The sequence below is a fragment of the Rhodoferax sp. BAB1 genome (assembly GCF_013334205.1).
Lineage (GTDB): Bacteria > Pseudomonadota > Gammaproteobacteria > Burkholderiales > Burkholderiaceae_C > Hylemonella.
Map to the genome: position 1 here is coordinate 2404004 of NZ_CP054424.1, position 26330 is coordinate 2430333.

General features: G+C 64.8%; 29 protein-coding genes and 1 pseudogene. 16 read left to right on the forward strand and 14 right to left on the reverse strand.

Annotated features, from left to right (window positions below; translation table 11 throughout):
- The first annotated feature begins 23 nt into the window (after window positions 1–23).
- Complete coding sequence (locus tag HTY51_RS11490; protein WP_174252870.1) at window positions 24–251, forward strand: sulfurtransferase TusA family protein; 228 nt, start codon at window positions 24–26, stop codon at window positions 249–251.
- Between the two features lie 154 nt (window positions 252–405).
- On the opposite strand, the gene galU is transcribed toward HTY51_RS11490, so the two are convergent.
- The 5 genes from galU to HTY51_RS11515 all read right to left on the reverse strand — a co-directional run bounded on the left by galU (window position 406) and on the right by HTY51_RS11515 (window position 6843).
- Complete coding sequence (gene galU / locus HTY51_RS11495; protein ID WP_174252871.1) at window positions 406–1287, reverse strand: UTP--glucose-1-phosphate uridylyltransferase GalU; 882 nt, start codon at window positions 1285–1287, stop codon at window positions 406–408.
- Window positions 1288–1316: 29 nt separating this feature from the next.
- Complete coding sequence (locus HTY51_RS11500) at window positions 1317–4220, reverse strand: valine--tRNA ligase (protein WP_174252872.1); 2904 nt, start codon at window positions 4218–4220, stop codon at window positions 1317–1319.
- Between the two features lie 96 nt (window positions 4221–4316).
- Window positions 4317–4505 (reverse strand): DUF2783 domain-containing protein, encoded by a 189-nt coding sequence (locus HTY51_RS11505; protein WP_174252873.1) that lies wholly within the window; start codon window positions 4503–4505, stop codon window positions 4317–4319.
- Window positions 4505–6214, reverse strand: coding sequence for an FAD-dependent oxidoreductase (locus HTY51_RS11510; protein WP_174252874.1), 1710 nt, complete (start codon window positions 6212–6214; stop codon window positions 4505–4507). Before HTY51_RS11510 ends, HTY51_RS11505 begins: the two co-directional genes overlap by 1 nt.
- The gene (locus tag HTY51_RS11515; RefSeq protein WP_174252875.1) at window positions 6211–6843 is read right to left on the reverse strand and encodes a VOC family protein; all 633 of its coding nucleotides are present in this window, start codon (window positions 6841–6843) and stop codon (window positions 6211–6213) included. The genes HTY51_RS11510 and HTY51_RS11515 overlap by 4 nt, the downstream gene beginning before the upstream one ends.
- Before the next feature lie 372 nt (window positions 6844–7215).
- Here HTY51_RS11515 and HTY51_RS11520 point away from each other — a divergent pair, with 372 nt between their 5' ends.
- Window positions 7216–8880, forward strand: a complete 1665-nt coding sequence (locus HTY51_RS11520; RefSeq protein WP_174252876.1) for a SulP family inorganic anion transporter — start codon at window positions 7216–7218, stop codon at window positions 8878–8880.
- Window positions 8881–8910: 30 nt separating this feature from the next.
- Here the strand turns inward: HTY51_RS11520 and HTY51_RS11525 are convergent, their stop codons facing one another.
- Together HTY51_RS11525 and HTY51_RS11530 are read right to left on the reverse strand one after the other, a co-directional pair.
- The gene (locus HTY51_RS11525; protein WP_174252877.1) at window positions 8911–9621 is read right to left on the reverse strand and encodes a hypothetical protein; all 711 of its coding nucleotides are present in this window, start codon (window positions 9619–9621) and stop codon (window positions 8911–8913) included.
- 49 nt (window positions 9622–9670) lie between these two features.
- Complete coding sequence (locus HTY51_RS11530) at window positions 9671–10399, reverse strand: pseudouridine synthase (protein ID WP_174252878.1); 729 nt, start codon at window positions 10397–10399, stop codon at window positions 9671–9673.
- Here HTY51_RS11530 and yaaA point away from each other — a divergent pair.
- Window positions 10398–11174: a peroxide stress protein YaaA gene (gene yaaA / locus HTY51_RS11535; protein WP_174252879.1), complete on the forward strand. Its 777-nt coding sequence runs from the start codon at window positions 10398–10400 to the stop codon at window positions 11172–11174. The two genes, HTY51_RS11530 and yaaA, sit on opposite strands and share 2 nt — an antisense overlap.
- Window position 11175: 1 nt before the next feature.
- Window positions 11176–12021 carry an NADPH-dependent 7-cyano-7-deazaguanine reductase QueF gene (gene queF, locus HTY51_RS11540; RefSeq protein ID WP_174252880.1) on the forward strand — a complete coding sequence of 282 codons (846 nt, stop codon included), beginning with the start codon at window positions 11176–11178 and terminating at the stop codon, window positions 12019–12021.
- 16 nt (window positions 12022–12037) lie between these two features.
- Here queF and HTY51_RS11545 read toward each other — a convergent pair whose 3' ends face one another.
- The 5 genes and pseudogenes from HTY51_RS11545 to HTY51_RS11565 all read right to left on the reverse strand — a co-directional run bounded on the left by HTY51_RS11545 (window position 12038) and on the right by HTY51_RS11565 (window position 16086).
- Complete coding sequence (locus tag HTY51_RS11545) at window positions 12038–13597, reverse strand: PAS domain-containing methyl-accepting chemotaxis protein (protein WP_174252881.1); 1560 nt, start codon at window positions 13595–13597, stop codon at window positions 12038–12040.
- Window positions 13598–13688: 91 nt separating this feature from the next.
- Entirely contained in the window at window positions 13689–14048 is a 360-nt protein-coding gene (locus tag HTY51_RS11550; RefSeq protein WP_174252882.1) for a hypothetical protein, read from the reverse strand.
- The gene (locus HTY51_RS11555) at window positions 14045–14896 is read right to left on the reverse strand and encodes an enoyl-CoA hydratase-related protein (RefSeq protein WP_174252883.1); all 852 of its coding nucleotides are present in this window, start codon (window positions 14894–14896) and stop codon (window positions 14045–14047) included. Before HTY51_RS11555 ends, HTY51_RS11550 begins: the two co-directional genes overlap by 4 nt.
- A pseudogene (locus HTY51_RS11560) lies at window positions 14862–15665 on the reverse strand (DNA polymerase IV); the annotation flags it as partial. The gene HTY51_RS11555 and the pseudogene HTY51_RS11560, both read right to left, overlap by 35 nt.
- A gap of 166 nt (window positions 15666–15831) precedes the next feature.
- Window positions 15832–16086 carry a helix-turn-helix domain-containing protein gene (locus tag HTY51_RS11565; RefSeq protein ID WP_174252884.1) on the reverse strand — a complete coding sequence of 85 codons (255 nt, stop codon included), beginning with the start codon at window positions 16084–16086 and terminating at the stop codon, window positions 15832–15834.
- Window positions 16087–16162: 76 nt separating this feature from the next.
- Here HTY51_RS11565 and HTY51_RS11570 point away from each other — a divergent pair, with 76 nt between their 5' ends.
- The 3 genes from HTY51_RS11570 to HTY51_RS11580 all read left to right on the forward strand — a co-directional run bounded on the left by HTY51_RS11570 (window position 16163) and on the right by HTY51_RS11580 (window position 17782).
- Window positions 16163–16561, forward strand: a complete 399-nt coding sequence (locus HTY51_RS11570) for a hypothetical protein (protein ID WP_174252885.1) — start codon at window positions 16163–16165, stop codon at window positions 16559–16561.
- A 421-nt stretch (window positions 16562–16982) separates the two neighbouring features.
- The gene (locus tag HTY51_RS11575; protein WP_174252886.1) at window positions 16983–17291 is read left to right on the forward strand and encodes an HAD domain-containing protein; all 309 of its coding nucleotides are present in this window, start codon (window positions 16983–16985) and stop codon (window positions 17289–17291) included.
- Between the two features lie 182 nt (window positions 17292–17473).
- Window positions 17474–17782: a helix-turn-helix transcriptional regulator gene (locus HTY51_RS11580; protein WP_174252887.1), complete on the forward strand. Its 309-nt coding sequence runs from the start codon at window positions 17474–17476 to the stop codon at window positions 17780–17782.
- A 475-nt stretch (window positions 17783–18257) separates the two neighbouring features.
- On the opposite strand, the gene HTY51_RS11585 is transcribed toward HTY51_RS11580, so the two are convergent.
- Both HTY51_RS11585 and HTY51_RS11590 read right to left on the reverse strand, forming a co-directional pair.
- The gene (locus tag HTY51_RS11585) at window positions 18258–18545 is read right to left on the reverse strand and encodes a hypothetical protein (protein WP_133156668.1); all 288 of its coding nucleotides are present in this window, start codon (window positions 18543–18545) and stop codon (window positions 18258–18260) included.
- Entirely contained in the window at window positions 18542–19471 is a 930-nt protein-coding gene (locus tag HTY51_RS11590) for a LysR family transcriptional regulator (RefSeq protein WP_008904225.1), read from the reverse strand. The genes HTY51_RS11585 and HTY51_RS11590 overlap by 4 nt, the downstream gene beginning before the upstream one ends.
- Window positions 19472–19588: 117 nt before the next feature.
- Between HTY51_RS11590 and HTY51_RS11595 the strand changes: the two genes are divergently transcribed.
- The 9 genes from HTY51_RS11595 (at window position 19589) to HTY51_RS11635 (ending at window position 26311) form a co-directional block, all read left to right on the forward strand.
- Window positions 19589–20695 carry a YeiH family protein gene (locus HTY51_RS11595; RefSeq protein ID WP_008904226.1) on the forward strand — a complete coding sequence of 369 codons (1107 nt, stop codon included), beginning with the start codon at window positions 19589–19591 and terminating at the stop codon, window positions 20693–20695.
- A gap of 161 nt (window positions 20696–20856) precedes the next feature.
- Window positions 20857–21288 (forward strand): nuclear transport factor 2 family protein, encoded by a 432-nt coding sequence (locus HTY51_RS11600; RefSeq protein ID WP_008904227.1) that lies wholly within the window; start codon window positions 20857–20859, stop codon window positions 21286–21288.
- Window positions 21289–21408: 120 nt separating this feature from the next.
- The gene (locus tag HTY51_RS11605; RefSeq protein ID WP_231624607.1) at window positions 21409–21726 is read left to right on the forward strand and encodes a hypothetical protein; all 318 of its coding nucleotides are present in this window, start codon (window positions 21409–21411) and stop codon (window positions 21724–21726) included.
- A gap of 46 nt (window positions 21727–21772) precedes the next feature.
- Entirely contained in the window at window positions 21773–22276 is a 504-nt protein-coding gene (locus tag HTY51_RS11610; protein WP_008904230.1) for an RNA polymerase sigma factor, read from the forward strand.
- Window positions 22277–22295: 19 nt separating this feature from the next.
- Complete coding sequence (locus tag HTY51_RS11615) at window positions 22296–23195, forward strand: anti-sigma factor (protein WP_174252888.1); 900 nt, start codon at window positions 22296–22298, stop codon at window positions 23193–23195.
- Between the two features lie 162 nt (window positions 23196–23357).
- Entirely contained in the window at window positions 23358–24752 is a 1395-nt protein-coding gene (locus HTY51_RS11620) for a YncE family protein (RefSeq protein ID WP_008904209.1), read from the forward strand.
- Window positions 24749–25108 (forward strand): DUF305 domain-containing protein, encoded by a 360-nt coding sequence (locus HTY51_RS11625; protein ID WP_008904210.1) that lies wholly within the window; start codon window positions 24749–24751, stop codon window positions 25106–25108. The genes HTY51_RS11620 and HTY51_RS11625 overlap by 4 nt, the downstream gene beginning before the upstream one ends.
- 70 nt (window positions 25109–25178) lie before the next feature.
- Complete coding sequence (locus tag HTY51_RS11630) at window positions 25179–25712, forward strand: RNA polymerase sigma factor (RefSeq protein WP_174254254.1); 534 nt, start codon at window positions 25179–25181, stop codon at window positions 25710–25712.
- Window positions 25709–26311 carry a hypothetical protein gene (locus tag HTY51_RS11635; RefSeq protein WP_008904212.1) on the forward strand — a complete coding sequence of 201 codons (603 nt, stop codon included), beginning with the start codon at window positions 25709–25711 and terminating at the stop codon, window positions 26309–26311. The genes HTY51_RS11630 and HTY51_RS11635 overlap by 4 nt, the downstream gene beginning before the upstream one ends.
- Window positions 26312–26330 lie beyond the last annotated feature (19 nt).

Here is a 26330-nt window from a genome sequence, read left to right on the forward strand (position 1 = left end):
CTGCTCGCTAATCTGGACCTGTGATGAACGCTGACCGAGAACTCGACACCCGTGGCCTGAACTGCCCCCTGCCCATCCTCAAGGCCAAGAAGGCCCTGTCGGAGATGACGAGCGGCCAGACCATCAAGGTGATCGCCACCGACGCCGGCTCGGTCCGTGATTTCGTGGCCTTTGCCAAGCAGACCGGCAACGAACTGCTGGAACAGACCACCGAGGGCAAGGATTACATCCACGTCCTCAAGCGCAAATAAGAACTTACGAATAAATCTACTGCGCGATCCGATCGCCGCGTTGGGCGGTGCTCAGAATCCTCACGTACAGGAAGTACGTTCCGGTTCCTGTGCTCCGTCCGCCTTGCGCTCGGGCCGCTCGCTACGATTTCTTCGCAAGTTCGGGGCTCAGGCCTCAGACCTTGAGCGACTTGAGATACGCGCGGAAATGCACCCCCACCTCGGGGTGCGCCAGGGCCAGTTCCACCGTGGCCTCCAGAAACCCTTCCTTGCTGCCGCAGTCATAACGCTTGCCGGCATAGGTGTAGGCATGCACGGCCTCGTGCTTGAGCAAACCGGCAATGCCGTCGGTCAGCTGGATTTCTCCGCCGGCACCGCGCGGCTGCTGGCGGATCTGCTCGAACACCGCCGGCGTCAGGATGTAACGGCCGGCCACGGCCAGGCGTGACGGTGCTTGCTCAGGCGCGGGTTTCTCCACCATGTGGCTGATCTTCAGCAGGCGCTCACCGTCGGGCTGGCCCGCCACGATGCCGTAACGACGCACCTGGTCCTGTGGCACTTCCTGCACCGCGATCACGGAATTGTTCAGCCGGTAAAACTGCTCGGCCATCTGGGCCAGCACATGCAAACCGCCGGGCGGGCCCATCATGAGGTCGTCGGCCAGCAGCACGGCAAAAGGCGAGTTTTCGGTCAGGTGCTCGGCACACAGCACCGCATGGCCCAGGCCCAGGGCGCGCGGCTGGCGCACGTAGGAACAGAGCATGTCGTCCGGCTGCACCGAGCGCACCAGGTCCAGCAGGGCCTGCTTGCCGGCCTGCTCCAGCTCGTTCTCCAGCTCGTAGGCGGTGTCGAAATGGTCCTCGATGGCACGCTTGTTGCGCCCGGTCACGAAGACCATATGGCGAATGCCGGCGGCATAGGCCTCTTCCACCGCGTACTGGATCAGCGGCTTGTCGACGACAGGCAGCATCTCCTTGGGCGCCGCCTTGGTGGCCGGCAGGAAACGCGTGCCCAGGCCGGCGACGGGGAAAACGGCGGTTTTGATTTTTTGCGTCATGCCCCGATTCTCCCTGCGAAATATGACGATTACCTCAAGCGAGTCAGCTGGTCCTGGATTTTGGCCAGGGTGGCCGTGAAGTCGGCCAAACGCTTGTTCTCCTGCTCGATCACGGCGGGCGGCGCCTTGGCCACGAAAGCCTCGTTGGACAGCTTGCCCTTGGCCTTGGCGATCTCGCCTTCCAGGCGGGTCGCTTCCTTGCCCAGGCGGGCCTTCTCGGCGGCCACATCCACTTCCATGTGCAGGCACAGGCGGGCCTCGCCCACCACGGCCACGGGCGCAGCCTGGGCGGCAGCGGCCCACTCGGCCTCGGCCTTGAAGACCTTGACTTCGCTGAGCTTGGCCAGGGCCTGCAGCACCGGCGCCCATTGCTCCAGGAAAGCCGTCTCGCCGGCGCTGCTGGCCACGGCGTACAGCGGCAGACGCGTGGAGGGCGACACATTCATCTCGCCGCGCAGATTGCGGCAGGCGTCCACGAACTGGCGCAGGCGGGCCACCTCGGCCATGGCCGCGGCGTCGATGCGCTCGGGCTGGCTCACCGGGTAGGCGGCCACGCTGACCGACTCGCCCGAGCGGCCGGCGACGGGCGCCACCTTCTGCCACAGCTCTTCGGTGATGAAGGGGATCAGCGGGTGCGCCAGGCGCTGGATGGTTTCCAGCGTGCGGATCAGGGTGCGGCGGGTGGCGCGCTGCTGCGCTGCGTCACCGGTGCTGATCTGCACCTTGGCGATTTCCAGGTACCAGTCGCAGAACTCGTTCCAGACGAAGTCGTAGATGGTGTTGGCCACGTTGTCCAGCCGGTAGTCGGCGAAGCCCCGGGCCACTTCGGCCTCGACCTGCTGCAGCAGCGAGACAATCCAGCGGTCGGCGGCACTGAAGCTCAGGTAACCGTGGAAAGGCCCGCCCGGTACACACTGTTCCTTGGTGTGCTCCTCCAGACCGCAGTCCTGGCCCTCGCAGTTCATCAGCACAAAACGTGTGGCGTTCCAGAGCTTGTTGCAGAAGTTGCGGTAGCCCTCGCAGCGCTTGCTGTCGAAGTTGATGTTGCGGCCCAGCGAGGCCAGCGAAGCGAAGGTGAAACGCAGCGCATCGGCACCGAAGGCCGGGATGCCGGCGGGGAATTCCTTCTCGGTGTTCTTGCGCACCTGGGGTGCAGTCTCGGGCTTGCGCAGGCCGACCACGCGCTTGTCCAGCAGAGCGCTAAGCGCGATGCCGTCGATCAGGTCCACCGGGTCCAGCACATTGCCCTCGGACTTGCTCATCTTCTGGCCCTGGGCATCACGCACCAGGCCGTGGATGTAGACATGCCTGAACGGCACCTTGCCCGTGAAGTGGGTCGTCATCATGATCATGCGGGCGACCCAGAAGAAGATGATGTCGTAACCCGTGACCAGCACGCTGGAGGGCAGGTAGAGGTCGAAATCCTCGGTCCCGCTACCGGAGGGGCGCTCCACAGCGCCGGGCCAGCCCATGGTGGAAAAAGGCACGAGGGCCGAGGAATACCAGGTGTCCAGCACGTCCTCGTCACGCACGAGCTTGCGGCCCGGCGCCTGGGCCTGGGCTTCGGCTTCGTTGCGCGCGACGATCACCTTGCCGTCTTCGTCGTACCAGGCCGGGATCTGGTGGCCCCACCAGAGCTGGCGCGAGATGCACCAGTCCTGGATGTTGTTCATCCATTGGTTGTAGGTGTTGACCCAGTTCTCGGGCACGAACTTGACCGCGCCGCTGTCCACCGCGTCGATGGCCTTCTGCGCAATGCTCTTGCCCGTCGGGTCGCCTTTGCCAACCTGGCTCATGGCCACGAACCACTGGTCGGTCAGCATGGGCTCGACGATCTGGCCCGTGCGGGTACAGATGGGCACCATGAGCTTGTGTTTCTTGGTCTCAACCAGCAGGCCCAGCGCTTCCAGGTCCTTCACGATGGCCTTGCGCGCCACGAAGCGGTCCAGGCCACGGTATTTCTCGGGGGCGTTGTCGTTGACGGTGGCCTGCAGCGTCAGCACACAGATCAGCTCCAGCTTGTGGCGCTGGCCCACCTGGTAGTCGTTGGGGTCGTGCGCCGGCGTGACCTTGACCACGCCGGTGCCGAAGTCCTTGTCCACGTAGGCGTCGGCAATGACCGGAATCTGGCGGCCCACCAGGGGCAGGGTCACCATCTTGCCAATCAGATGCTGGTAGCGCTCGTCCTCCGGGTGCACCATCACGGCCACGTCACCCAGCATGGTCTCGGGGCGGGTGGTGGCCACGGTCAGGCTGCCCGAACCATCGGCCAGGGGGTAGGCGATGTGCCAGAGCGAGCCGTCCTTCTCTTCGCTCTCGACCTCCAGGTCCGACACGGCGGACTGCAGCACCGGGTCCCAGTTGACCAGGCGCTTGCCGCGGTAGATCAGCCCCTGCTCGTACAGGCGCACGAAGGTCTCGGTGACGACCTTGCTGAGCTTGTCGTCCATGGTGAAGTATTCGCGGCTCCAGTCCACGCTGTCGCCCATGCGGCGCATCTGGGTGGTGATGGTGTTGCCACTCTGCTCCTTCCACTCCCAGACCCGCACCACGAAGTTCTTGCGGCCCAGGTCGTGGCGACTGATCTTCTGCTCCTGCAGCTGGCGCTCCACCACGATCTGGGTGGCGATGCCCGCGTGGTCCGTGCCCGGCACCCAGACCGTGTTGGCGCCCGCCATGCGGTGGTAACGTGTGAGCGAGTCCATGATGGTCTGGTTGAAGGCATGGCCCATGTGCAGTGTGCCCGTCACATTGGGCGGCGGCAACTGGATGGCGAAAGACGGTGCCCCCGCTTTGGCTTTGCCGGTACCGCGAAAACCCGCCTGGCCGTAGCCGCGCTTCTCCCATTCGGGGCCCCAATGCGCCTCCAGGGCGGCGGGTTCGAAGGACTTGGACAGGCTGTTGAGGCCGGGTTGCTGGACGGTGTCGGTCATGGTGCTGACAAAAAATGAAGAACGGCACCCGAGGGTGCCGTTCCATGGGGTGTCTGGGAACTGCCCTCGATTTTACCGGGGGAGCCCTGGACCAGCCTAGCGCGGCATATCCTTGGCCGCCCGGATGCACTCGGCCAGCACTTCCTTCGCTCCGATCTGGTTGGCCAGCAGCAGGATCAGCCGGGCATTGAGCAGTTCCGACTGCTCGCGGGAGAGGCCGGTGTGGGCGTCCAGCAACTGCTCGTAGAAGGTATCGGCATCCTGGAAATGGGGGGTGGTTTTCATCAAAACTCCTTGATGCCGATCGCGCGTTCGATGGCCTGGATCAGGCCGGCGTCCACGCTTTCGCCCGTAGCGGCGATGTAGGCGTCGGGCCGCACCAGGGCCCAGGCATGGCCGAAGACATGGCAGGCGCCCTGCAGATGGCCCTGCGGGTCGATCACGAACTCGCGCGCCTGGGGCCGGGTGTCCGGCCCCACGACCTGCACGCAGCGCACGGGCGCGGCGCTGCCCAGATGGCGCAGGCGCTGTACCGCAGCTGCCGACATGTCGCCAAAGACCAGCACCAGCAACTGGCCACCCGCCCATTCGATCAGGTCGTTGACGCAGCCAACGCTGTGGTCGGCCCAGCGAAAGCTCACGTTCTGCACCGACAGGCCGCCGCTGCGCTCGCAGATGCCGGAATGGGTGTAGCTGTTGGCCACGGCCATGCGACCGGTGTTGATGAGCGCACGCGCAAAGGGGTGCTGGCGTGCCAGGCTGATGGCCGCGCTGCGGAAGGTGCGCTCCATGCCATCGGCCGGGCGCAGGAAACGCGCCGTGCGGTTGGTCACCATGACGTTCTGCGCGGCGGCCTCGTGCCGCTCCTCGTTGTAGCTGTCCAGCAGCGTGGCCGGGGCCTGGCCAAGCAGCACGGCCGCCAGCTTCCAGGCCAGGTTGTCGGCATCGGCCACGCCGGTGTTGCCGCCGCGCGCGCCGAAGGGGCTGACGATCTTGGCCGTGTCACCCATGAAAAACACGCTGCCGATGCGCAAGCGGTCCAGGCACTGGCTGCGGTAGGCATAGGGGCCGACCCAGACGATCTCGGCTTCCACGTCCGGGCCGAACTGCTGCCGCAGGCGCTCGCGCACCACATCCTCGCGGCTCACGGCCTCGGGGTCGGCATTGGGCTCCATCTGGTAGTCGATGCGCCAGACCTCGTCGCCCATCAGGTGCTGCCAGACCGCGCGGTTGCCGTTGAAGGGCGCCTCGATCCAGGTGTGACGCTCCTGCGGCGGGCGGTGCTTGAAGCGCACGTCGGCGATGCACCAGCGGTCGTCGCCGCGGCGCGAGGTCATGGTGGCGCCCGTCCAGCCGTGGAATGGCGTGTGCGAGCCGCTGGCGTCGATCACGTGCTCGGCCTCCAGCTTGTAGGCTCCGGCCGGCGTCTCCACGACCAGCGTGGCATAGCCCGCGTGCTGCTGGAAGCCCGTCACACGCGACTTCCAGCGCAGGTCCACGTGGCCCAGGCCGTAGATGCGCTCGACCAGATAGCCTTCGATATAGAACTGCTGGATGTTGATGAAGGGCGGCTGGGCCGAGAGGCTGTAGCTGCTGTTCTGGCGCAGGTCGAAGGAATAGACCTCGTCCTGGCCGGCAAAGGTGCGGCCCACGCTCCACTGGATGCCCTTGGCCGCGATGCGCTCGTACACCCCCAGGCGCTGGAAGATCTCCAGCGACTTCTGCGTGTAGCAGATGCCGCGTGAGGAGGCTCCCTTGACGCCCACGGTGTTGTCCTCGTCCAGCAGCACGGCAGGGATGCCCAGCCTGGCCAGGCAACAAGCCAGGGTCAGGCCGGTGATGCCGGCGCCGACGATGACGACCTTGTGGCGTCGCACTTCACCGCTCTTGAGTTCGGGCGGCTCGACGAAGGGGTACTCGGGCAGTTCGTAGCCCTTGCCCTGGGTGAACTCGTAGCCGTTGGTAAAGGCGACATCGCGCCAGGCCGCGCTCATGATCCGGCCCTGACCGTGGTCTTGCGGCCGCCCACCTCGGGCCGGTCGTTCTGCTGGGGCTTGAGCGGCGCGGCCACCTTGCCGGCGGCGCGTTCCTGGCGCCAGACCTGCTTGCGTGCAGTCCATTCGTTCAGGCGCGCATGCGCCGTGGTGCTTTCCTTGAGCATCTGGAACTCGTCGGCCACCTGGGCCGAAAGTTCGAGCCGGATGCCATTGGGGTCAAAGAAGTAGATGCTCTTGAAGATGTGGTGGTCGGTCACGCCGATCACCTCGATGCCATTCGCCTGCAGCCGCGCCTTCATGTCTTCCAGCTGCGCGATGGAGTCGAGCCGGAAGGCGATGTGGTTGACCCAGCGCGGCGTGTTGGCACTGGGCTCGGCGGCCACGTCGTCGCCCAGGTCGAAGAAGGCGATGAAGGAGCCGTCCTGCAGGCGGAAGAAGAAGTGTGTGTAAGGGCAGTATTCCCCCGTGCTGGGCACGTGGTCGCTCTGGATGATGTGGTACAGCGGCAGGCCCAGAATGTCTTCGTAGAAGTGCCGCGTCTCCTCGGCATCACGGGCGCGGTAGGCGTAGTGGTGCAGCTGCTGGATGGGGGGCGGTGGCGGCAGGCCGGCTTGGGGCGTGGACATGGCGGCTCCTCGAATTCACTTATGCGTAATGCATTTACTTTAGCGTAAAAGACCGGTCCACCCAAGCCAGCCCGCCCTCGGTACGGGACTAGGGCCTGTTCACACTAATTTCACAAGATGCGTTGCGGATCAAAAAAGTCATGCGGTAGGCGCGTGGACGCCGCCGGGGTAGGCCCCCGGCAAGTCCGCGCAACACCCCGCATGGCTTTTTTGGCCGCAACCCGGAGGGAACATGGCTAAAACCGCGCCAATCTAGGCGCGCGACGACGCCCAGGCTAACCGCCTGGGCTAGGAGTGCAACAACGAGTGGCGCGGTTTTAGCCATGTTCGCACTTGCGAAATTAGTGTGAACAGGCCCTAAACTCGACCGCCATGACGACCGCCACCCGCCTGCGCAAGCTTTTCCCCTTCCTGAACTGGCCCCGCCCCACGGCCGAACTGCTGCGCAGCGAAGCCCTGGCCGGCTTGGCTGTGGGACTGATGGTGATCCCCCAGGGCGTGGCCTACGCCGTGCTGGCGGGCATGCCACCGGTCACCGGCATCTATGCCTCCATCCTGCCGGCTCTGCTGGCCGTGCTGTTCAGCGCCTCGACCCGGCTCTCGGTCGGCCCCACCGCCCTGACCTGCCTGCTGGTGAGCGCCGGCCTGACCGGGTTGGCCCAGCCCGGCTCGGCGCAATGGGTGCAGCTGGCCATCTGGCTGGCCCTGCTCACCGGCCTGCTGCAGCTGGTGCTGGGTTTCATGCGTTTCGGCTGGCTGCTCAATCTGGTCAATGCGCCGGTGCTCATGGCTTTCACCCAGGCGGCATCCGTGCTCATCATCGCCTCCCAGCTGCCCGACCTGCTGGGCCTGCGGAACTGGCACAGCCTGGCATCGGACCCACTCCATGCCTGGCACCTGCCCTCGCTGGCTTTCGGCCTGGGCACGCTGGCGCTGCTGCTGGTCGCACGGCGCTGGCGCCCCGCCTTTCCCTCGGTGCTGCTGATCGTGCTGGCTGCCGCCGGCCTGTCCCATGGCCTGGACTTCGAGGCGGCGGGTGGCCAGGTGGTCGGCTCCCTGCCGGCCGGCCTGCCTGCCCTGAGCCTGCCGGCCTTGCCTGAGTTGTCCGTGCTGGGCCAGCTGCTGCTGCCCACCCTGGTCATCACGCTGGTGAGTTTCCTGGAAACGGCCTCCAGCGCCAAGGTCGACAACGAACGGCGCGGCACGCGCTGGAACCAGGACCAGGACCTGATCGGCCAGGGCCTGGGCAAGCTGGCGGCCGGCCTCAGCGGTGCCTTCCCGACCAGTTCCTCCTTCTCGCGCTCGGCGCTCAATCTCTACGCCGGCGCGCGCACCGGCTGGGCTACGGTGTTTTCCGCCGCGGTCGTGCTGCTGGCGCTGTGGCTGTTCATCCCCGTGCTGCGCCATGTGCCGCAGGCCGTGCTGGCCGCCATCGTGGTGGCCGCGGTGCTGGGCCTGCTCAAGCCGCGCGAGTTCACGCGCCTGTGGCGCATCGCCCGCGTGGAGGCCGTCATTGCCGGCACCACTTTCCTCATCACCCTGCTGGTCTCACCGCAGCTCTACTGGGGCGTGCTGGCCGGCGTGCTGATGTCGCTCAGCCATTTCCTCTACCAGCGCCTGCATCCGCGCATCATCGAAGTGGGACTGCACCCCGACGGCAGCCTGCGCGACCGCCATCTCTGGCGACTGCCGCCGCTGGCACCCGACACCTATGCCCTGCGCATGGATGCGGCGCTGGACTTCGCCGCTGCGGCCGAGTTCGAGCGCGCCATCGTCGAGCACCTGGCGGCGCACCCGCAAACCCGCCACGTCTGCCTCTTCGCCCAGCCCATCAACCGCATCGATGCCACCGGCGTGGACGCCCTGCTCAAGCTCAGCGAGCAACTGCGCCAGCAGGATGTGCTGCTGCACATCAGTGGCATGAAACTGCCGGTGGAACGCACCCTGCTGCAGGCGGGGTGGAAGCCGGCCGATCCGGCGCATCGTCTCTACCGCACCGAGACGGAAACGGTGGCCGCGCTGCGCGCGCTGGCCTGAGCCGGCGGCGCACCCGGGCTGCAAAGCACTTCAGCCGAATTTCAGGAACATGCGGCTGTAAGGGCCCTTGAGCCGGCCCAGCGCCTCTTTGGCAGCGGCCGCATTCTGGTTCATGGCGGCCCGGTGCAGCATGGTCACCGAAGTCTCCAGTGCCTGCAGGGCAGCGGCAAATTCGGCGTCGCTCTGCAGGGCCTTCGGCGCCTCGCTGCGCAGCCGCTTGGCCAGGTAGTCCAGCACGCCCATCTGTTTCACCAGGTTCAGCAGGCCCTGCGCGCTGCTCGTCAGGGCCGCCTCCTGCTCCAGCAGATGCTCCATCTCCGCATGGTAGGCATTCATATGGTCGCTGTAGACGATGACCCCATTGCGCCGGCGCAACTCGGCCATGATGTCGCGCGCCTGTTCCAGCGTTTCGTGCGCCTGCGGCAGCTTGCCCTGGCCGATCTCGCCGGTCGCCTGCTCGTACACCTTGGCCACGGCCTGCAGGGACGCACTGAATTCAGGATCTTTGTCGTAGGGAATGGGGGGCGCGGCCGCGTAGCGGTCCACGATCGATTGCCAGGCCTGCCGGGCCTGGGCCATCGCCTGCTCGGACTCGGCCTGCGCCTTGCTGTTGGTGCGGAACAGCGCGGCACGGTAGGGCGCGTAGGCCTGGGTGATGGCCTCGGTCACCGGATCGGCCGCCCGGGCCCCCAGGCAGGCCAGCAGGCCGAGCATCACGAAGAAATTGACAATGAGTTTCATGGCATCTCCAGATCAGGAACAGCGCCGTCACAGCGGCGGCCGATCCAGTCTAGTCGGCGCCCATCCGCCCGTCTTGACATACATCAAAGCTGCCGCGCCACAGCGCCCAGTCAGGCCCGGGGGGGGCCTCCAGCGGCAGCGCCGTGCCATGCACCGGATGGACCAGCTCCAGGCGCAGCGCATGCAGCCAGAGGCGCTGCACCCCGAGCCACGCCGCCAGGGCGCGGTTCAGGGGCCCCTTGCCATGGGTGGCGTCGCCGATGATGGGATGGGCCACGTGTTTCATGTGGCGGCGCAGCTGATGCCGGCGACCGTTCAGGGGCTGCAGTTCCACCAGCGCGCAGCGTGTCGTGGGGAAAGGGCCCTGGGGCAAGAGCAGTTCGTAACGCGCCAACGTGCGATAACGCGTCCGGGCGTCCTGCACCTGCATGCGGCCAGCGCGGGCGTCATCTTCCATGCGCTGCAGGGGGTGGTCGATCAGGCCCGATTCGGGTGGCCAGCCGCGCACCACGGCCTGGTAGGTCTTGTGCACCTGGTCTGGTGCCTCGAAGGCCGGCCCCAGCAGGCGGGCCGTCTCGGCATCCAGCGCGAACAGCAGCACGCCGCTGGTGCCCTTGTCCAGCCGGTGGGCGGGCCAGACCGGGCGGCCCAGCTGATCGCGCAGCAGCTGCAGGGCAAACAAGGTCTCGCCGGCGTCGAGTCCCGTTCGGTGCACCAGCAGACCGGGCGGTTTGTCGATGGCTACGAGATAATTGTCCTGATACAGGATACGCAACATGCTGTTTTTATTATCTCCCGCCAAATCCCTGGACTACGACACCCCCGCCGGCGACGTGCCGCATACGCAGCCCTTGTTCGTCAAGCAATCGACCGAACTCATCAAGCTCCTGCGCGAGCACTCGCCGCAGCAGATTTCCGAACTGATGGACCTGAGCGACACGCTCGCCGGCCTGAACGTGGCGCGTTACCAGGCCTGGAGCCCGAAGTTCACGGCGAAAAACGCCAAGCAGGCCGTGCTGGCCTTCAACGGCGACGTCTACGAAGGGCTGGACGCCAAGACACTCAAGGCTGAGGACCTGGCCTGGGCCCAGGAGCACGTGTGCATCCTCAGCGGCCTCTACGGCGTGCTGCGTCCGCTGGACTGGATGCAGCCCTACCGGCTGGAGATGGGCACGGCGCTGGAGAACCCGCGGGGCAAGAACCTCTACAGGTTCTGGGGCACGCAGATCGCTGACTATCTCAACGAACGCCTGCAGGCCGACAAGACGCCCGTCGTCGTGAACCTGGCCTCGCAGGAATACTTCAAGGCCGTGGACACCAAGACCTTGAAAGCCCGCGTGATCGAATGCGTGTTCGAGGACTGGAAGGGCGGCAAGTACAAGGTCATCAGCTTCCTGGCCAAACGCGCGCGCGGCCTGATGGCGCGCTACGCGGCCACCCAGCACCTGAGCACACCCAAGCAGCTGGAGAAGTTCAAGCTCGAAGGCTATGCCTTCGACGCCAAGGCCTCCGAACCGGACCGCCTGGTCTTCCGCCGGAAAGTGCAGGACTGAGATGAGCCAAGCCGAAGACTCCCTGCTGGGCAAGGCCACGCCGTACAAGGACCAGTACGACGCCAGCCTGCTGTTCCCCATCCCGCGCATCGCCAAACGCGATGAAATCGGCGTGCCCGCCACCCTGCCCTTCCTGGGCGCCGACCTGTGGACGGCTTACGAGCTGAGCTGGCTCAACCTGCGCGGCAAGCCGCAAGTGGCGATTGCCCACGTCACCGTGCCCTGCGAAACCCCCAACATCATCGAGAGCAAGTCCTTCAAGCTCTACCTCAACAGCTACAACAACACCAAGTTCGCCGATGCGGCCGAGGTCCTGGCGCGGCTGCGCGCCGACCTGAGTGCCGCCGTGTGGCGCGACTCGGACAAGACGGGTACGGTGGGCGTGAAGATCATCGCGCCCGAGCTGTTCGACCAGGAACCCATCCATGAACTCGACGGCCTGAGCCTGGACCGGCTGGAGGTGGAGTGCACGCACTACACGCCGGCGCCCGAACTGCTGACAGCCGCCTTCGACGAACAGCCCGTAAACGAGGTGCTGACCAGCAACCTGCTCAAGAGCAACTGCCTGGTGACCGGCCAGCCCGACTGGGGCAGCGTGCAGATCGCCTACAGCGGCCCGCAGATCGAACAGGCCGGCCTGCTGCAGTACCTGGTGAGCTTCCGCAACCACAACGAGTTCCACGAGCAGTGCGTGGAGCGCATCTACATGGACATCTGGACGCGCTGCAAGCCCACCAAGCTGACGGTCTATGCGCGCTACACACGCCGCGGCGGCCTGGACATCAACCCCTGGCGCACCAGCCACCCGCAGGCCCTGCCGGCCAACGTGCGCACGGCACGGCAGTAAACACTGCGCTTGCGGGTCAGTGCAGGCGGAACACCTGCATGGACTGGGTCAGGGACGCGGCGCTGACCTTGAGCCCGTCGGAAGCCGCGGCCGATTCCTCGGCCAGGGCGGCGTTCTGCTGCGTCAGCTCGTCCAGGTGGTTGATGGCCTCGTTGACCTGGGCCACCCCGGTGGTCTGCTCGCGCGTGGCCGTGCTGATCTGGTTGATCAGCACCCCCACCTCGCGCACCGCTTCCACCACTTCCTCGATGGTCTTGTTGGCGTGCTGCATGCGCTCGGCGCCGTTGGAGATCTGGTCGGCCGAGTGCGCGATCAGTTCGCGGATCTCCTTGGCCGCCGTGCCGCTGCGCTGGGCCAGCGCGCGCACCTCGGTCGCCACCACGGCAAAACCGCGCCCCTGTTCACCGGCGCGTGCGGCTTCCACCGCGGCGTTGAGCGCCAGGATGTTGGTCTGGAAGGCGATGCCCTCGATGACCGAGATGATCTCGCGCATCTTGCCGGACGACTGGTCGATGCGTGTCATCAGTTCGCTGAGTTCATGCACCGACTCGCCGCCCTGCGTGGCCACCGTGGTGCTCTGCTCGCTGTGGCGCAGCACCTCGTCGGCAATCTGCGAGGTGTGCTTGACGGTGCTGGAGATTTCCTCCATCGAGGCCGCCGTCTGTTCCAGGCTGCTGGCCTGTGACTCGGCGCGGGCCGACAGGTCCAGGCTGCCTTCGGAGATCTCCAGGGCGGTACGGTTGAAGTTGCTGATCTCGCTGTTGACATCGCCGATGACGGCCCGCAGGTTGATCTGCACCTGGCGCAGGTTGTTCAGCGTGGCCGCCATGGGATGGTTGGGCGAGAAATCCAGCGCGGTCTTGAGGTTGCAGGCGGCCAGGTCGCGCGCAAACAGCTCGACCTGCTCGATGGCCTGCACATAACGCCGCTGGAACACCGCCAGGGCCATGCCCGCGCCGGCCAGCAGGCCGCCGAACTGCAACCAGCTGGCCAGCGCGCCCTGGAACCCCAGCCAGACGGGCGCAAGACCCAGCACGAGCATGAGGCCCAGCAGCAGGCCCATGCGCGTTGTCGGGCCCAGGTCATGCCAGCGCTGCAGCTGCCCCTTGAGGCCATGGAAACGCAGTTGCCCGCCCTGCAGATGGAAGCTGGGCTGCCCGGCCCGGGTTTCCTCGTTCAGCTGCGCGTACAGGCCAGCCACGGCCTGCACCTCTTCACGGCCGGGTTTGGTGCGCACCGAGAGGTAGGCCACGGGTTTGCCGTTTTCCATGATGGGCGTGACATTGGCGCGCACCCAGTAGTAGCTGCCGTCCTTGCGCCGGTTCTTGACCAGGCCGGTCCAGGGCTTGCCGTGGCCGATGGTGCGCCAGAGGTCGCGAAAGCCCTCGGGCGGCATGTCGGGATGCCGGATGATGTTGTGGTTCTCGCCGATCAGTTCCTCGGCGCTGTAGCCGCTGGTGGCGAAAAAGGCCGCGTTGCCGTGGGTGATGTAGCCCCGGGTGTCGGTCATGGACACCAGCATGGCGCTGGCCGGGTAATCGTATTCCTGGTCGATGACGGGCAGATTGGTCCGCACGCTGCTCTCCTGATGATGCAGCCCCGATTCAATCACGAAAGCCGACCGGCGGCACGCTGGAAGTGGCTGTCAAAAGAGGCGTAATTCGGGCTCAGGGATGGCCCTGGGGCCAGTGCAGATCGAGCAGTTTCCAGCCGCCCACGGCCATCTTCTGCACCGTACACCGGTAGTCCGAACGGACCGTAGGCGCACCAAAACGCGCCTGTGCATGGAGCGCGCCCAGGGCCAGCCAGACATCAGGCAAACCGGCCCAGCGCGCGTCGTTGACCGGCACCGGTGTCGCGGGGCGTGAGGGGTCGGCTTTGGGCTTGCCCAGGGTCTTGAGTGCCGCCATCGCGTATTGCTGGCACGCGTAAGCGGCATACATCGCATCGTCCCGGTCGGCCGCATGCGCGTGGCCGCCTCCCAGGAAAACGAACAGGGCCAGGGCGAAGGCAGGTTTGGCGATCATTCGCTCAGGCCGATGTCGCGGAAGGACTGCAGCGGCGACAGCGCCGGAAACTGGCCCGCCCGCTTCTCCTTCATGGCCGTGACGGCCTCCAGCACGTGCTTGTTGCTCCAGATCGCGCCCTGCAGCCAGCCCATCTGTCTGAGCGCATCGTCCACGCCATGGTCGCGCGCATAGTGCAGGGCCTGCTTGGTGCCCCAGAGGGCCACGGGCGGCTTGCCGGCAATCTCCCTGGCCGTCTGCAGGGCGCCGGCCAGCAGGGCCTCGGGCGTGTCGTAGACCTGGTTCACCAGGCCGTAGCCCAGCGCCTGCGCCGCCGGCAAACGACGCCCGGTGTAGGCCAGTTCCTTGACCACGCCCAGGGGCATGAGCTTGGGCAGACGCTGCAGCGTGCCCACGTCGGCCACCATACCGATATTGATTTCCTGGATGCAGAAGAAGGCATCGGCCGTGGCGTAACGCAGGCAGCAGGCGCTGACCATGTCGACCGCGCCGCCGATGCAGCCGCCCTGGATAGCCGCAATGACAGGGATGCGCAGCGTCTCCAGTTTCGTGAAGGTGGCCTGCATGTCGGTGAGCAGGTCGAAGATGGCGGCACGCCCTTCGGCGCTGCGGTCGTCCAGGGTGATGGCGCCGCCGAAGGTCTCCAGCGCCATGCCGGCGCTGAAGTGCCTGCCGGTGCTGCTGATGAGCAGCACACGCGCTTCGCTGCCGGCATGCAGCTGCGTGAGCACCGCGTCCAGCTCGCGCCAGAACTGCGGGTGCATGGTGTTCATGGCCTCGGGGCGATTGAGCACCAGGTGGGCAATGTGCTGCTCAATCGTCAGGGAAAAGCAGGGCGGTGTGTTCATGGTGATCGGTCTCCTGGGTCGATGGGATGGACGCTTCCTCACCCGCCTTCACGAGCGAGCCCACACGCACGCCCAGCAGGCGCAGCCGGCGCTGCAGGTCCACGCGCTTGAGGCACTGGCCCGCCGCCTGGCGTATGGTCGCGGCGTCGGCCGTGGGGTGGCTGAGGGTCTGGTCGCGGGTGACGCTTTTGAAGTCATCGTAGCGCAGCTTGATGCCGATGGTCCGGCCCGCATACCCCTTGCGCTGCAGGTCGGCCGCCACGCGTTCGCACAGAGCGGTGAAGATGGCGCCCAGTTCGGCCTTGTCGCGCACGGCGTGCAGGTCGCGCTCGAAGGTGGTTTCGCGGCTGATCGACACCGGTTCGCTTTCGGTCACCACCGGGCGCTCGTCGCGCCCCCAGGCCGCCTCAAACAGCCAGGCGCCATAACTCTTGCCGAAGTGCTCGACCAGCCAATCGCGCTCGCGCGCGGCGAGTTCACCGATGGTGTGGATGCCCTGCGCCTGGAGTTTCTCGTCGGTCTTGGGGCCCACGCCGTTGATCTTGCGGCAGGGCAGCGGCCAGATCAGCGCCTGCAGGTCCCCCGGCATCACGATGGAGATACCCCTGGGTTTCTTGAACTCGCTGGCCATCTTGGCGATGAGCTTGTTGGGCGCCACCCCGATGGAGCAGCTCAGGCCGGTGGCGTCCAGGATGCTTTTCTGGATCAGGCGCGCCAGGCTGCGGCCGCCGTCACGCTGGCCGCCCGGCACCTCGGTGAAGTCGATGTACTGGCCGTATGCGAAAGCTCTAGTTCGTATCCATTGAATTTTTTCTGTTTCCAGAGTCGAATTTGGACCAAATCCTCACCAATGGTACTCATTACCTTGTTTTTTTGTATTGCAATAGACGTTTTTCAGTGATTTTTGCCAGTTGGAATACATCGCTATATCTCGCCTAGTCCCCTTCAACGGAGGCTCCAATAGGCGACAGCAATTGAACGACGTCGACTCCCAGGGCAACCGCGATTTTTTCAATGTTGTCGATAGACACATTCCGCTCGGCTCTTTCAATGCCCCCAATATAAGTGCGGTGAAGGCCTGCAGCCTCGGCCAATTTCTCTTGGGAAATTCCGATCTTTAGTCGAAGCTCACGCATCTGTCCAGCAAGACACTCGCGAGCAGACATTCGGGATGTTTTTCTACGGGGCATGTGCCCGATAGCTTCCCTGCATTGACGACTATAAGTCTACAGACTATAAGTATCCTTTTCAGATTCTGGAGTTCCGATGCTGCAGACATTGAGACCAATATCCACAACCGATCTCTCTTTGCTTAGTAGGTTTGCTGAGAGCAGGCCCGTGGAGGAGCTCCTTCCTTCAAAGTTAAGTGAGCCGATCCTGTTGTCCCTCGCGTTGGATCTTCGCCGTGTCGAATTGATGGTGAAACAGGACGCCGAGGCTTCGAGCAGCCTGAGCGTAGCGGTGTATCTCGTTGTGAAGTACCTCATGCTTCTGGCATCTCCAAAAGGAGATCGCAAGATATCGATTCCAGAGGAGTCACTCATTCAGGCCGTACAGATCCTCTCTATTACCGTAGAACGCGAGATCGTGACGCGAATCATCGGGGTGAGTGACCAGAATGGAGACGAATACCTTTTAAGCGCGTTGAGAACGATAAAGGTCTAGTCTGTCTGCGGCTGAAGATTCGCTCAAGAAAAGCCATGGGAGACGTTCCAGTCGATTTTCCTCGTGGGTTTACCGCGCCAACGGTTCCTGGAGCTCAAGCCAAATTCATGGCTCGAAAGATTGATGGTCGATATGTGGTGGGACCGACCGCATCTGAATTGCACGAACGATGGGTCTATTGCGAAGATCTGGCTCAGCAACTGGCGGAGCGAACGCGTCGCAAGCGGGCGGCTGGCCTCGTTTCTAACCTGGACGTCTTCCACCGAGAAACCGAGCATCGTGTTCGCGGTCAAGGTTGGGGCCTCAGCAACGACGAGGTAATCTGGCTGATGAAACGCACGCGCGAACTCGCGGGGCACTCCACCCCATCGTCTCCAGAAGGCTAGTCTCGGACTAACCACCAAGCATCCCGGATACCACCATGCTTGACCGAAAAGTCAAAGGACTGGGCCTGCCGATCCTGTACCTGGACTTCGACGGTGTCCTTCATCCCGAGTATTGCTACTGGCATCCTCGCAAGGGCCCCTACCTCAAAGCTCCTGGCCACAGCCTGTTCGAACATCTCGCTTTACTGGAACGACTGCTCGAACCCCATCCTGAGGTCAGGATTGTGCTCTCCACCACCTGGGTGCAGACCTACCAGTTTTCTGAAACTGCCCGCAAGCTTGGCCCGTCTCTTCGACCACGGGTGATCGGCGCGACGTATCACACCGGCAAGAATGCCGAGTGAGTCGTGCGTGATCATTTGTCCACGATACTAGACAAGTAAACATGGCCTATCGACTTGGCAAGGCTTGCTTTTATTGTTCTGGGATTTTGGTTCTAATAAAAACCAATAAGCCTAAAATTTCATTTATTGGTCTTAAAGAAATCCAATAGCATCAAGTCCTAAATCGATCTATTGATCAACCCATGGCAAAAGATCTCTCTACGCCGGCCGAGCTCGAAGTAACGTTGGGTGAGCAAATCCGTGCTGCTCGATTGCTACGGAACTTATCCCAGGAAGCGCTGGCCCGGGATGCTGGTGTCTCCCGTACAGCGGTGCGCAATCTTGAGGGCGGGAAAGGAGCCACGGTCGAGACTCTGGTGCGGGTCCTAAAGGCCATGGAAAGGACGGATTGGATCTCAATGCTGCAGCCGACGGTCACCATCAGTCCGCTGCAGATGCTGAAATCTATATCGCCCCGCCAGCGGGCTCGTGCATCAAAAGAGCAAGATTGACTGAAGCTCCCCCGGAGAATTCACGGCACGCCCGGTGCCGCAAGTAATGTCAAAGCGGCAATACCATGACCATGTGGTGTCATCTAGTATCTGCATTGAACTTTTCGGCAAGCCACCCAATCTCAGTTCAAGAAATACTTGTGTAATTCATTAAATTAGTGTGGTTCACAGTCGTGGCGGGAATGTCAGTTCAAGGCTGATTGCTGCCACTTAGGTTCGACGGCAGAGTCCATGGGCGCCAACGCAAGCGGTCGCTTACCGGTCAGGATCTCAAGCGACCGATCGATTACCTGTACCGGTCGTTCGGCACTGTAGCGAAGTGCAAAGTTCTGGAATGGCCCTTTGCGTCACGGACGAAACGGTGTTCTGGACCATGGGCAGGCCTTCTTCAAGCGCCAGCAGGGAGGGCGAATCACTTCTTTTGGTCCTTCAGTGTCCGTAGCGCAATACCCGCCACCCGGGTTCCCTGTGCTCCTCAAAGTGCGTGATAGACGGGCAATAGTTCACTTTGACCTGATGCTGTTGCAACATTCTGATCATTGCTCTCGCCGCAAATAAAGAAGGAAACAAGGGGTGGCCGTTGGATCGCAATGCCCAAGACATCGCGCGCGGTATGTGGATATGCGGCAGTCTTGACGTCGCCATCCGCATCCGGCATTTGTGCAGGTGAGCCTGCCGTGAATCTCGTTGAAGGTGCGTGGATAAACTTTGAGCGCCGACTGGCGAGCTGCTCAGGCCTGACCTCGATGGAGTCACATTTCATGGCGCCGTGTTCTCGGCGCCAAATACCTGGTCGACAAATGCCAGCAGCGAAGCGGTGGGCTGTTTGTCGCGATGCACGACCAGGTGAGATTGTCGGAGCTGCCGCGGCAAGGTCGTGGAGATGCGGCACAGGCGGCCGGCCTCCAAAGCGTCGCTCACGACCCACGACGAAAGGCAGGCCACCCCCATACCCGCCTCGGCCGCATGTTTGATCGCCTCCGAACTTCCCAGCTCGATGCTTCGACGGTAGGAGCGCAAGTGGGGCAGCAGACTTTGGTCGGTGGCCTCGCGCGTTCCCGAGCCCGACTCACGCAACAGCCAGACCCCTTCACGCAGTGTCCGCATTGGCACCCGCTCGCCGGCCAGGCTCATTCGTGCCCACGCGCTGTCAGGCGATGTAACGACCACCATCTCGTCCTGGTGCCATGGCGTGACGGCCAGCGCCGCTTGGTGGCAAGGCCCTTCGATCAGGCCCACGTCCAGTTCAAACGCAGCGACCGCGTCACAGATGGCCGCCGTGTTTCCGATCACGACCTTTGAGCGCCAGGCACTGGCATGGCCCGGTTGCGCTGCGACAAAACGGGCCAGCAGCCTGGGCAGCACATAGTTGCCGATGGTGGTGCTGGCGCCGATGCGCAGCGACTGCGCCTGGGCGCTGCCATCGCGGGACATCAGCTCGATGCCGGCGGCACCGTCCAGCAGCGCCAGGGCCCGCGGCAGTAACGCACGGCCGTTGTCGTTGAGCAGCAGGCGCTTGCCCGCGCGGTCGAACAGGCGCAGCGACAGCAGCCGCTCAAGTTCATTCACGGCCGAGCTGGTGGCCGACTGCGACAGCGCAATCTCGGCGCTGGCTGCCGTGGTAGTGCCGCTGCGCGCAACCGCCACGAAGATCTGCAGCTGTCGCAGCGTGAGGCGAAGGGTATTCATGGCGGATTCGTTTGCAAAGCGATTAGATGGGTACATCTTAGCGATACAACCCGTTTGACGGGTCATCCATGAAGCCGGAAGCTTTGTCCTCACGAACTTCAACCGGAGGCAAGCAGCATGACCATCAACGTACTTCCTGAGCCACGCACATTGGCCTCTGCATCGGCTTTCGCACGCATGCTCCCCGGCCTGGCCCTGAGCGGCGCCTTGGCTGCCACCGGTATCGCGCTGGGCCGCATCGCCTGGCTGCAGGACCATGGCTTCAGTGCGCTGACGCTGGCCATCGTGCTGGGCATGATCGTGGGCAACACGGTTTACCCGTGGGCCCCGCGCTTGGCGGTAGCCAGCGGCGCCGGCGTCAACTTCTCCAAGCAGAACCTGCTTCGCCTGGGCGTGGTGCTGTACGGCCTGCGGCTCACCGTGCAGGACATTGACCATGTCGGCATCGCTGGTGTCGCCATCGACGCGATGATATTGGGTTCGACCTTCGCACTGGCCTGCCTCATCGGCACGCGCTGGCTGGGCCTGGAGCGCAAGACGGCGATGCTGATCGGCGCTGGCAGTGCCATCTGCGGCGCTGCTGCGGTGATGGCCGCCGAGCCGGTGGTCAAGGCGCGCGCCGAGCAGGTCACGGTGGCGGTGGCCACGGTGGTGGTGTTCGGCACGCTGGCGATCTTCCTGTACCCGGCGCTGTTCGAGCTGAACCGGCACTGGGCGCTGATCCCCGGCGGCGCCAACGGGTTCGGCATCTACGTCGGATCGACCATCCACGAGGTGGCCCAGGTGGTGGCCGCAGCACGTTCGGTGGGCCCGGACGCAGCCAACTCGGCCGTCATCGCGAAGATGGTTCGAGTAATGATGCTGGCGCCGTTCCTGGTGATGCTGTCGGCTTGGCTGGCGCGCGACAGCACCCTGCAAGCCCTAGTGGAGGCAGAGCATGCTCACGCCAAGGGTCAACTCGCTGTGCCCTGGTTCGCCTTCGGCTTCGTCGCGGTCGTGTTGCTCAATTCGCTGCAATGGCTGCCGGCGTCGGTGGTGGCAGTGACGACCGAGATTGACACCGCGCTGCTGGCGATGGCGATGGCTGCGCTCGGCCTGGCCACGCACATCGGCGCCATTCGCAAGGCCGGGGCCAAGCCGCTGCTGCTGGCGTTGATCTTGTTCGGCTGGCTCATCGTCGGAGGCGCGCTCATCAACCGCTGGGTGCCGGCCCTGCTGGGCTGAAGCCTCGAATTCACGGCCCAGGGCCCTGACCCTAAATTTCTTTGCACGCTCTGGAATAGACCGCATGCCGACGCCGTCTGCTCTTTTGTCGGGACCTATCTGACCCTTCGTCCCGCACTCACCCCCCTTCACTTCACACCAACCCTTCATCGGAGCCCACAATGTTCAAGACTTTCGCTTTCGCCGCCACCGCCCTGACGCTCGCCTCCGGCAGCGCCTTCGCCGCCCCCAGCGACGACGCCCGCACGCACTTCCAGGCCATCGCCTCGGGCGACACCCAGATCGTCATGCGTGCCTATGCCGACCAGGCCCAGCTGAACTGGGTAGGCGGCCCACTCGACGGCACCTATGCCACCACCGATGCCATTCGCGGCACCTGGGAGAAGTTCGGCAAGGCCGTCGGCCCACTGAAGCTCACAGTCGGCCAGATTGAAGAATCGGCCAACCCCAAGGGCGCCACCGTCTCGGCCAACGTCGTCTTCGAAGGCAAGATGCCCATCAAGGTGCGCTACGTGCTGACGTTCCGTGAAGGCAAGATCGTCAGTGAAACCTGGCAGATCGACCCCAAGCTGGCGGTGGCTGCGGCTTACTGAACGGCACGCAGCGTGGCTACTCTCCACCAGACCCCAAAGGACAACCCCATGAAGCACCTTTCGACTCTGGCCGCGCTGCTGATCACAGCGGCTTCCTTCGCGGCACCACTCACCGGCGCTATGGCTGCCGACGCGCCGGCCAAGCTCGCCAACGGCGCGCTGGTCGACGCCAAGGGCATGACGCTCTACACCTTCGACAAGGACGTGGCAGGCAGCGGCAAGAGCACCTGCAACGGCGGCTGCGCCGCGCTGTGGCCGCCCGCGATGGCCGCCGCCAGCGACCAACCCGCCGGTGCATACACGATCGTCATGCGCGACGACGGTGCGCGCCAGTGGGCCTACAAGGGCAAGCCGGTCTACACCTACCAGGCCGACCAGAAGCCCGGCGACCGCGCCGGCGACAACTTCAAAGACGTCTGGCACATCATCAAGGAATGACATTTGCTGTAGACTTCCGTCCAGTCCCTCAGGCCACGACCCCCCGATGCAAGACGACGCAAGCCTGCTGAGCTGGGTGCCGCGCCTGCGCCGCTATTCGCGCGCGCTGGTGAACAACCGTGACGACGCCGACGATCTGGTGCAGGACACGCTGGAGCGGGCCTGGGCCAAGTCGAACCTGTGGGGCGGCGTGGCCGACATGCGCGCCTGGCTCTTCAGCATCATGCACAACCTGCACGTCGATGGCGTGCGCCGTCCCAGGCTGCACACCGTGACCATGGACGACGACACGCCCGAAGTGCCGGTGGCGCCGACACAAACCGACAGGCTGGCTGTACTGGATCTGCAGGCTGCACTGGACTTGCTGCCCGTCGAGCAGAAGGAAGTGCTTCTTCTGGTGACGCTGGAAGACATGGCCTATGCCGATGTGGCGCAGGCCCTGGGTATCCCCATCGGCACCGTGATGTCGCGCCTGTCGCGAGGCCGTGAGCGCCTGCGCGGCCTGATGGAAGGCCGCGCAGAACCGGTGCGGCTGAAAGTCGTCAAATGAATGTATTGCGAATCAACCCATGAATACCGACCGTCCGCCACCGTCCATTCCCCCGGTCACCGAGGCCGACCTGCATGCGTTCGTTGATGGCCGCCTGCCCGCTGAGCGCCAGGTCGAGATCGCCGCTTATCTGGCCGCACGCCCTGAAGACGCGCAGCGCCTGGAGGCCTACCGGGCGCAGAAGCGCGAACTGCACGCCTTGTTCGATCCCGTGCTGGATGAACAGCCGCCGCAGCGCCTGCTGAAATCGGCGCGCCCGCGCGCCGTGCCGCAGACGCCTTGGTACCTCCAGCGCCTGGCCGCTGGGATCGCCATCGCCGTCATCAGCGGCGCGACTGGCTGGGGCTTGCGGGGCGGCCTGCCCGCGGGGGGCGACGATGCCGGCCGCATGGCCGCCGCGGCACCCGCCGAGCGCGGCCTGACGCTGGCGTCAGCGGGCGGCTTCGCGCAGCGCGCGGCGGTGGCTCACGCGGTATACAGTCCCGACGCGCGCCGCCCGGTCGAGGTGGACGCGGCGCACGAGGACCAGTTGGTGGCATGGCTGTCCAAGCGCATGGGCGCGCCGATGAAGCCGCCGCACCTGCAGGCCCAGGGCTACACGCTGGAAGGCGGGCGCCTGTTGCCGGGTGGCCAGGGGCCGGTTGCGCAGTTCATGTACCGCAACGAGCTCGGCAGCAAGCTGACGCTGTACGTGTCCAACGATGTCGCCGACGTGGGCAGTGCCGCGAGGCCGGACAAGGCACTGCAGGCCGGCGTGAAGAACACAGACACGGCCTTCCGCTTCGCACGCGAAGGTGCGGTCAATGTCTTCTACTGGGTCGACGGTCCCTTCGGCTACGCCCTGTCGTCCGACGCCGACCGCAGCGTGCTGGCGCAGGTGTCGGCCGAGGTCTATCGGCAACTTGGCACCCCGCGCTGAAGGCCAGGGCGGCGTCGGCGCGACGCGCTGTCGGCTCGCGCCAGGGAATGAAACGGCCTGAGCCGCGCTCTTGACCTGAAGCAAGCGCTGGGCAGTGGTTCATCGGCGGCTGCCGGCCCACGACCCAAGCGATCACTCTCCACACCAACTCAGAAAGCAAACATGACCACCCAACGCCGCGACATTCTCAAGTACACCCTGGCCGCCGCGGCAGCCAGCGCGCTGCCCGCAGCACATGCCCAGGCCCCGTCCGGCGCTTCAGCGGGAGCCGCAGCGACCGGCATCGACCCGCGCGATCGCGTCTTCATCACCAATGAAGACTCCAACACGCTGGTGGTCATCGACCCGAAGACCAACACCGTCGAGTCGACGATCAACCTGACCAGCTTTGACGAAGACCCTCGTCCCCCGTTTCGCTTTGTGACGGCCGGCGTGGCGCCAACGCACGCGGCGATGGTCCACAAGCCGCTGTACCACGGCTGTATCGATGCGCACGGCGCGGTGCCGTCGCCCGATGGCCGGTTGCTGGCCACCAGCGGGCGCGGCTCCAGCAACATTTATCTGATCGACGCCGAGCAGCGCCGCGTCATCGGCAACACACCCAACCCTGCGTCTGGGCCCACCACCAACCCCGAGCGCCTGAGTAGTGGCCTGCTGCTGGGCCGCGAACCGCACGAGCCCACTTTCACGCGCAACGGCCGCGAGCTGTGGGTCACGCTGCGCGGTGAAGACCGCATTGCCATCGTCGGCGTCGATCGTGCCGTTCGCCAGCTCAAGGGGGCCGACAGCCCGGGCTCCAGCGCGGTTCGCCAATACCTGCCCACGCTGAGCGGCCCGGCGCAGGTGTGGTTCAACCGTGAGGGTACGTTGGCCTTTGTGGCCAGCCAGAAGGTGTCGAAGATCGACGTGTTCCGCGTCAACCCCGGCGCGGATGGCCACAGCCAACCGCAGCGGCTGACCACGCTGGACATCAGCGCACAGGACAAACCCGGCTTCACGCCCTTCATGAAGACCACACCCGACGGTGCCGAGGTGTGGTTCTCGCACAAGCTGGCTGATGCGGTGTCTTGCCGCTCGACGCAGGGTGGCTTCGACCTGATCGACACCGTGCCGCTGGGCATGGGCGCGCGGCCCAACCACGTTGAGTTCGTGCGCAATGCGCGCGGCAGCGTGGTCTATGCCAGCCTGGCGCGCATCGACGATGGTGGCCCCGGCGGCGTGGCGTCGAGCCCGATCGCCATCATCGACCGCAGCGCTCCGGGCGGACAGCGCAAGGTGGTGGGCACCTTCTCCAGCCGTGGCCGCGAGTCGCACGGGTTGTGGACCAACCCCGAGAACACGCTGCTGTATGTGGCCCACGAACAGGACGAGCTGCCCGGCACGCCCAACGCGGGCCAGACCGTGTGCAGTGCATTTGATGTGAGCGACCCGCTGCGCCCGACCTTCATTGCGCAGATCCCCCTGGGCAATCTGACGCTGCCCTCTGGCGCGCTGCGCAACAAAAAGAGCATCAACCTCGTCTACGTGCGTGTGGGCGAGAAGGGCCAGACGGCATGAGCGGCGCGCACACCAGCCACGGCGCCAGCGCCGCGCACACCAGCGCATTCCAGCGGGATATGGACGAATCGATGGCCCGCATGATGCAGGCCATGCACAGCCCGGGCTACGCAGGCCAGGCCGACCAGGACTTTCTGGCGATGATGATTCCGCACCACGCCGGCGCTGTGGACATGGCGCGGCTGGTGTTGCAGCATGGGCGCGATCCTGTCACCCGGCAGTTGGCCGAGGAAATCATTGCCGGGCAGACGGTGGAGATCCAGAGCATGCAACGCCGACTGCACACCCTGCAGCAGCGCACAGCCAAAGGTGCGGAAGCGGAATTTCCGTCGCTGGGTGGGACGCGGGGGCCTTGATCGACAGCCCTAGGGAAAGTACCGATGAGCGCCACGGAATGAACCAAGCCACGCAGCGCTCTTGATCACCATGCTGTTCCAGTCTGCCGAGTCCCGCTATAACCAATGGGTGCGTGAGCACTACCGTTTTTTGCTGCGCAGTGCGTGGGCGCTCACTGGTTCGCGCGCCATTGCCGAAGACGTGGTGCAAGACTGTTTTGCCAACGCCTGGAAGCACCGGGAGCAACTGCGCGACGCTGCGCTGGCACGGGCTTGGCTCTTTCAGATCATGCGCCGCGCCGCCTTTCGCCAGGCCGCACCCAGCATGCAGTCGCTGGACGATGAAGAGCAGCCCGAGCAAGCGGCGCCCGACGCGGGGCTGGACGACAAACTCGATGTCGTCAAGGCGCTCGCGCGCCTGGCGCCCATCCACCGCGAGGTGCTGGTGATGTTTTATTTCGACGACATGCCCACCGCCCAGATGGCCGAGGCGCTGGAGATCGCGCCCGGCACGGTGTTGTCGCGCCTAGCCCGTGCGCGCGACGCTTTGAAGCTGGCCATGGGGGTACCTGCGACACCCAAGGCCGATGTCAACGTTACCCCGTTTCGCAGGACCAAGACATGAGCCCCGATACCGACGCGCCTTTCCTGCCCGACAGCGAATTCGATTTGCGCGCGCGCGCCGAGTTGGCGATCGCCTTCGAGGCCAGCGACGCACCGGCACACCTGTACCGAAAGCCGCAGCCGCTGCTGGCGCGACGCGGCTTGCAGCGTTTTCTGGCTGCGCTTTTGCTGGCCGGTGGCACCAGCGGCGGGGTGCTAGCCGTGCGACCGCCAGCGATGGTGCGCGACGCGATCGACCACGAATACCACGAGCGCAGCTTGCGGGGCAGTTTCATGGAGCAGCGCCAGTTGCTCATGCACCTGGGCATGCGGGACGCCAACGTGGTGCCCGGGTTTCCCCAACTCATGCGGCCATGCGATATCGAAGGTCACCTCGCTTACCACCTCACCACGTTCTTCGAGAAGGGCGGCATGGTGACGGTGTATGCCTTTGACCAGCCTGTGGACCTGCGCGAGGCCAGCGGCTGGTGGAGCAACGTGCACTGGAAGGTGATCCGCTCGCGCGAGGGCAAGCCCTTGTTGCTGGTGGCCCAGAAAAAGAAGGCACTGGCGGTCGCGCAGACGGCACTGCAGGCACCTCCCGTGTCCGGGCCAGGCTGAGGCACCGCGTCCCTGTCAA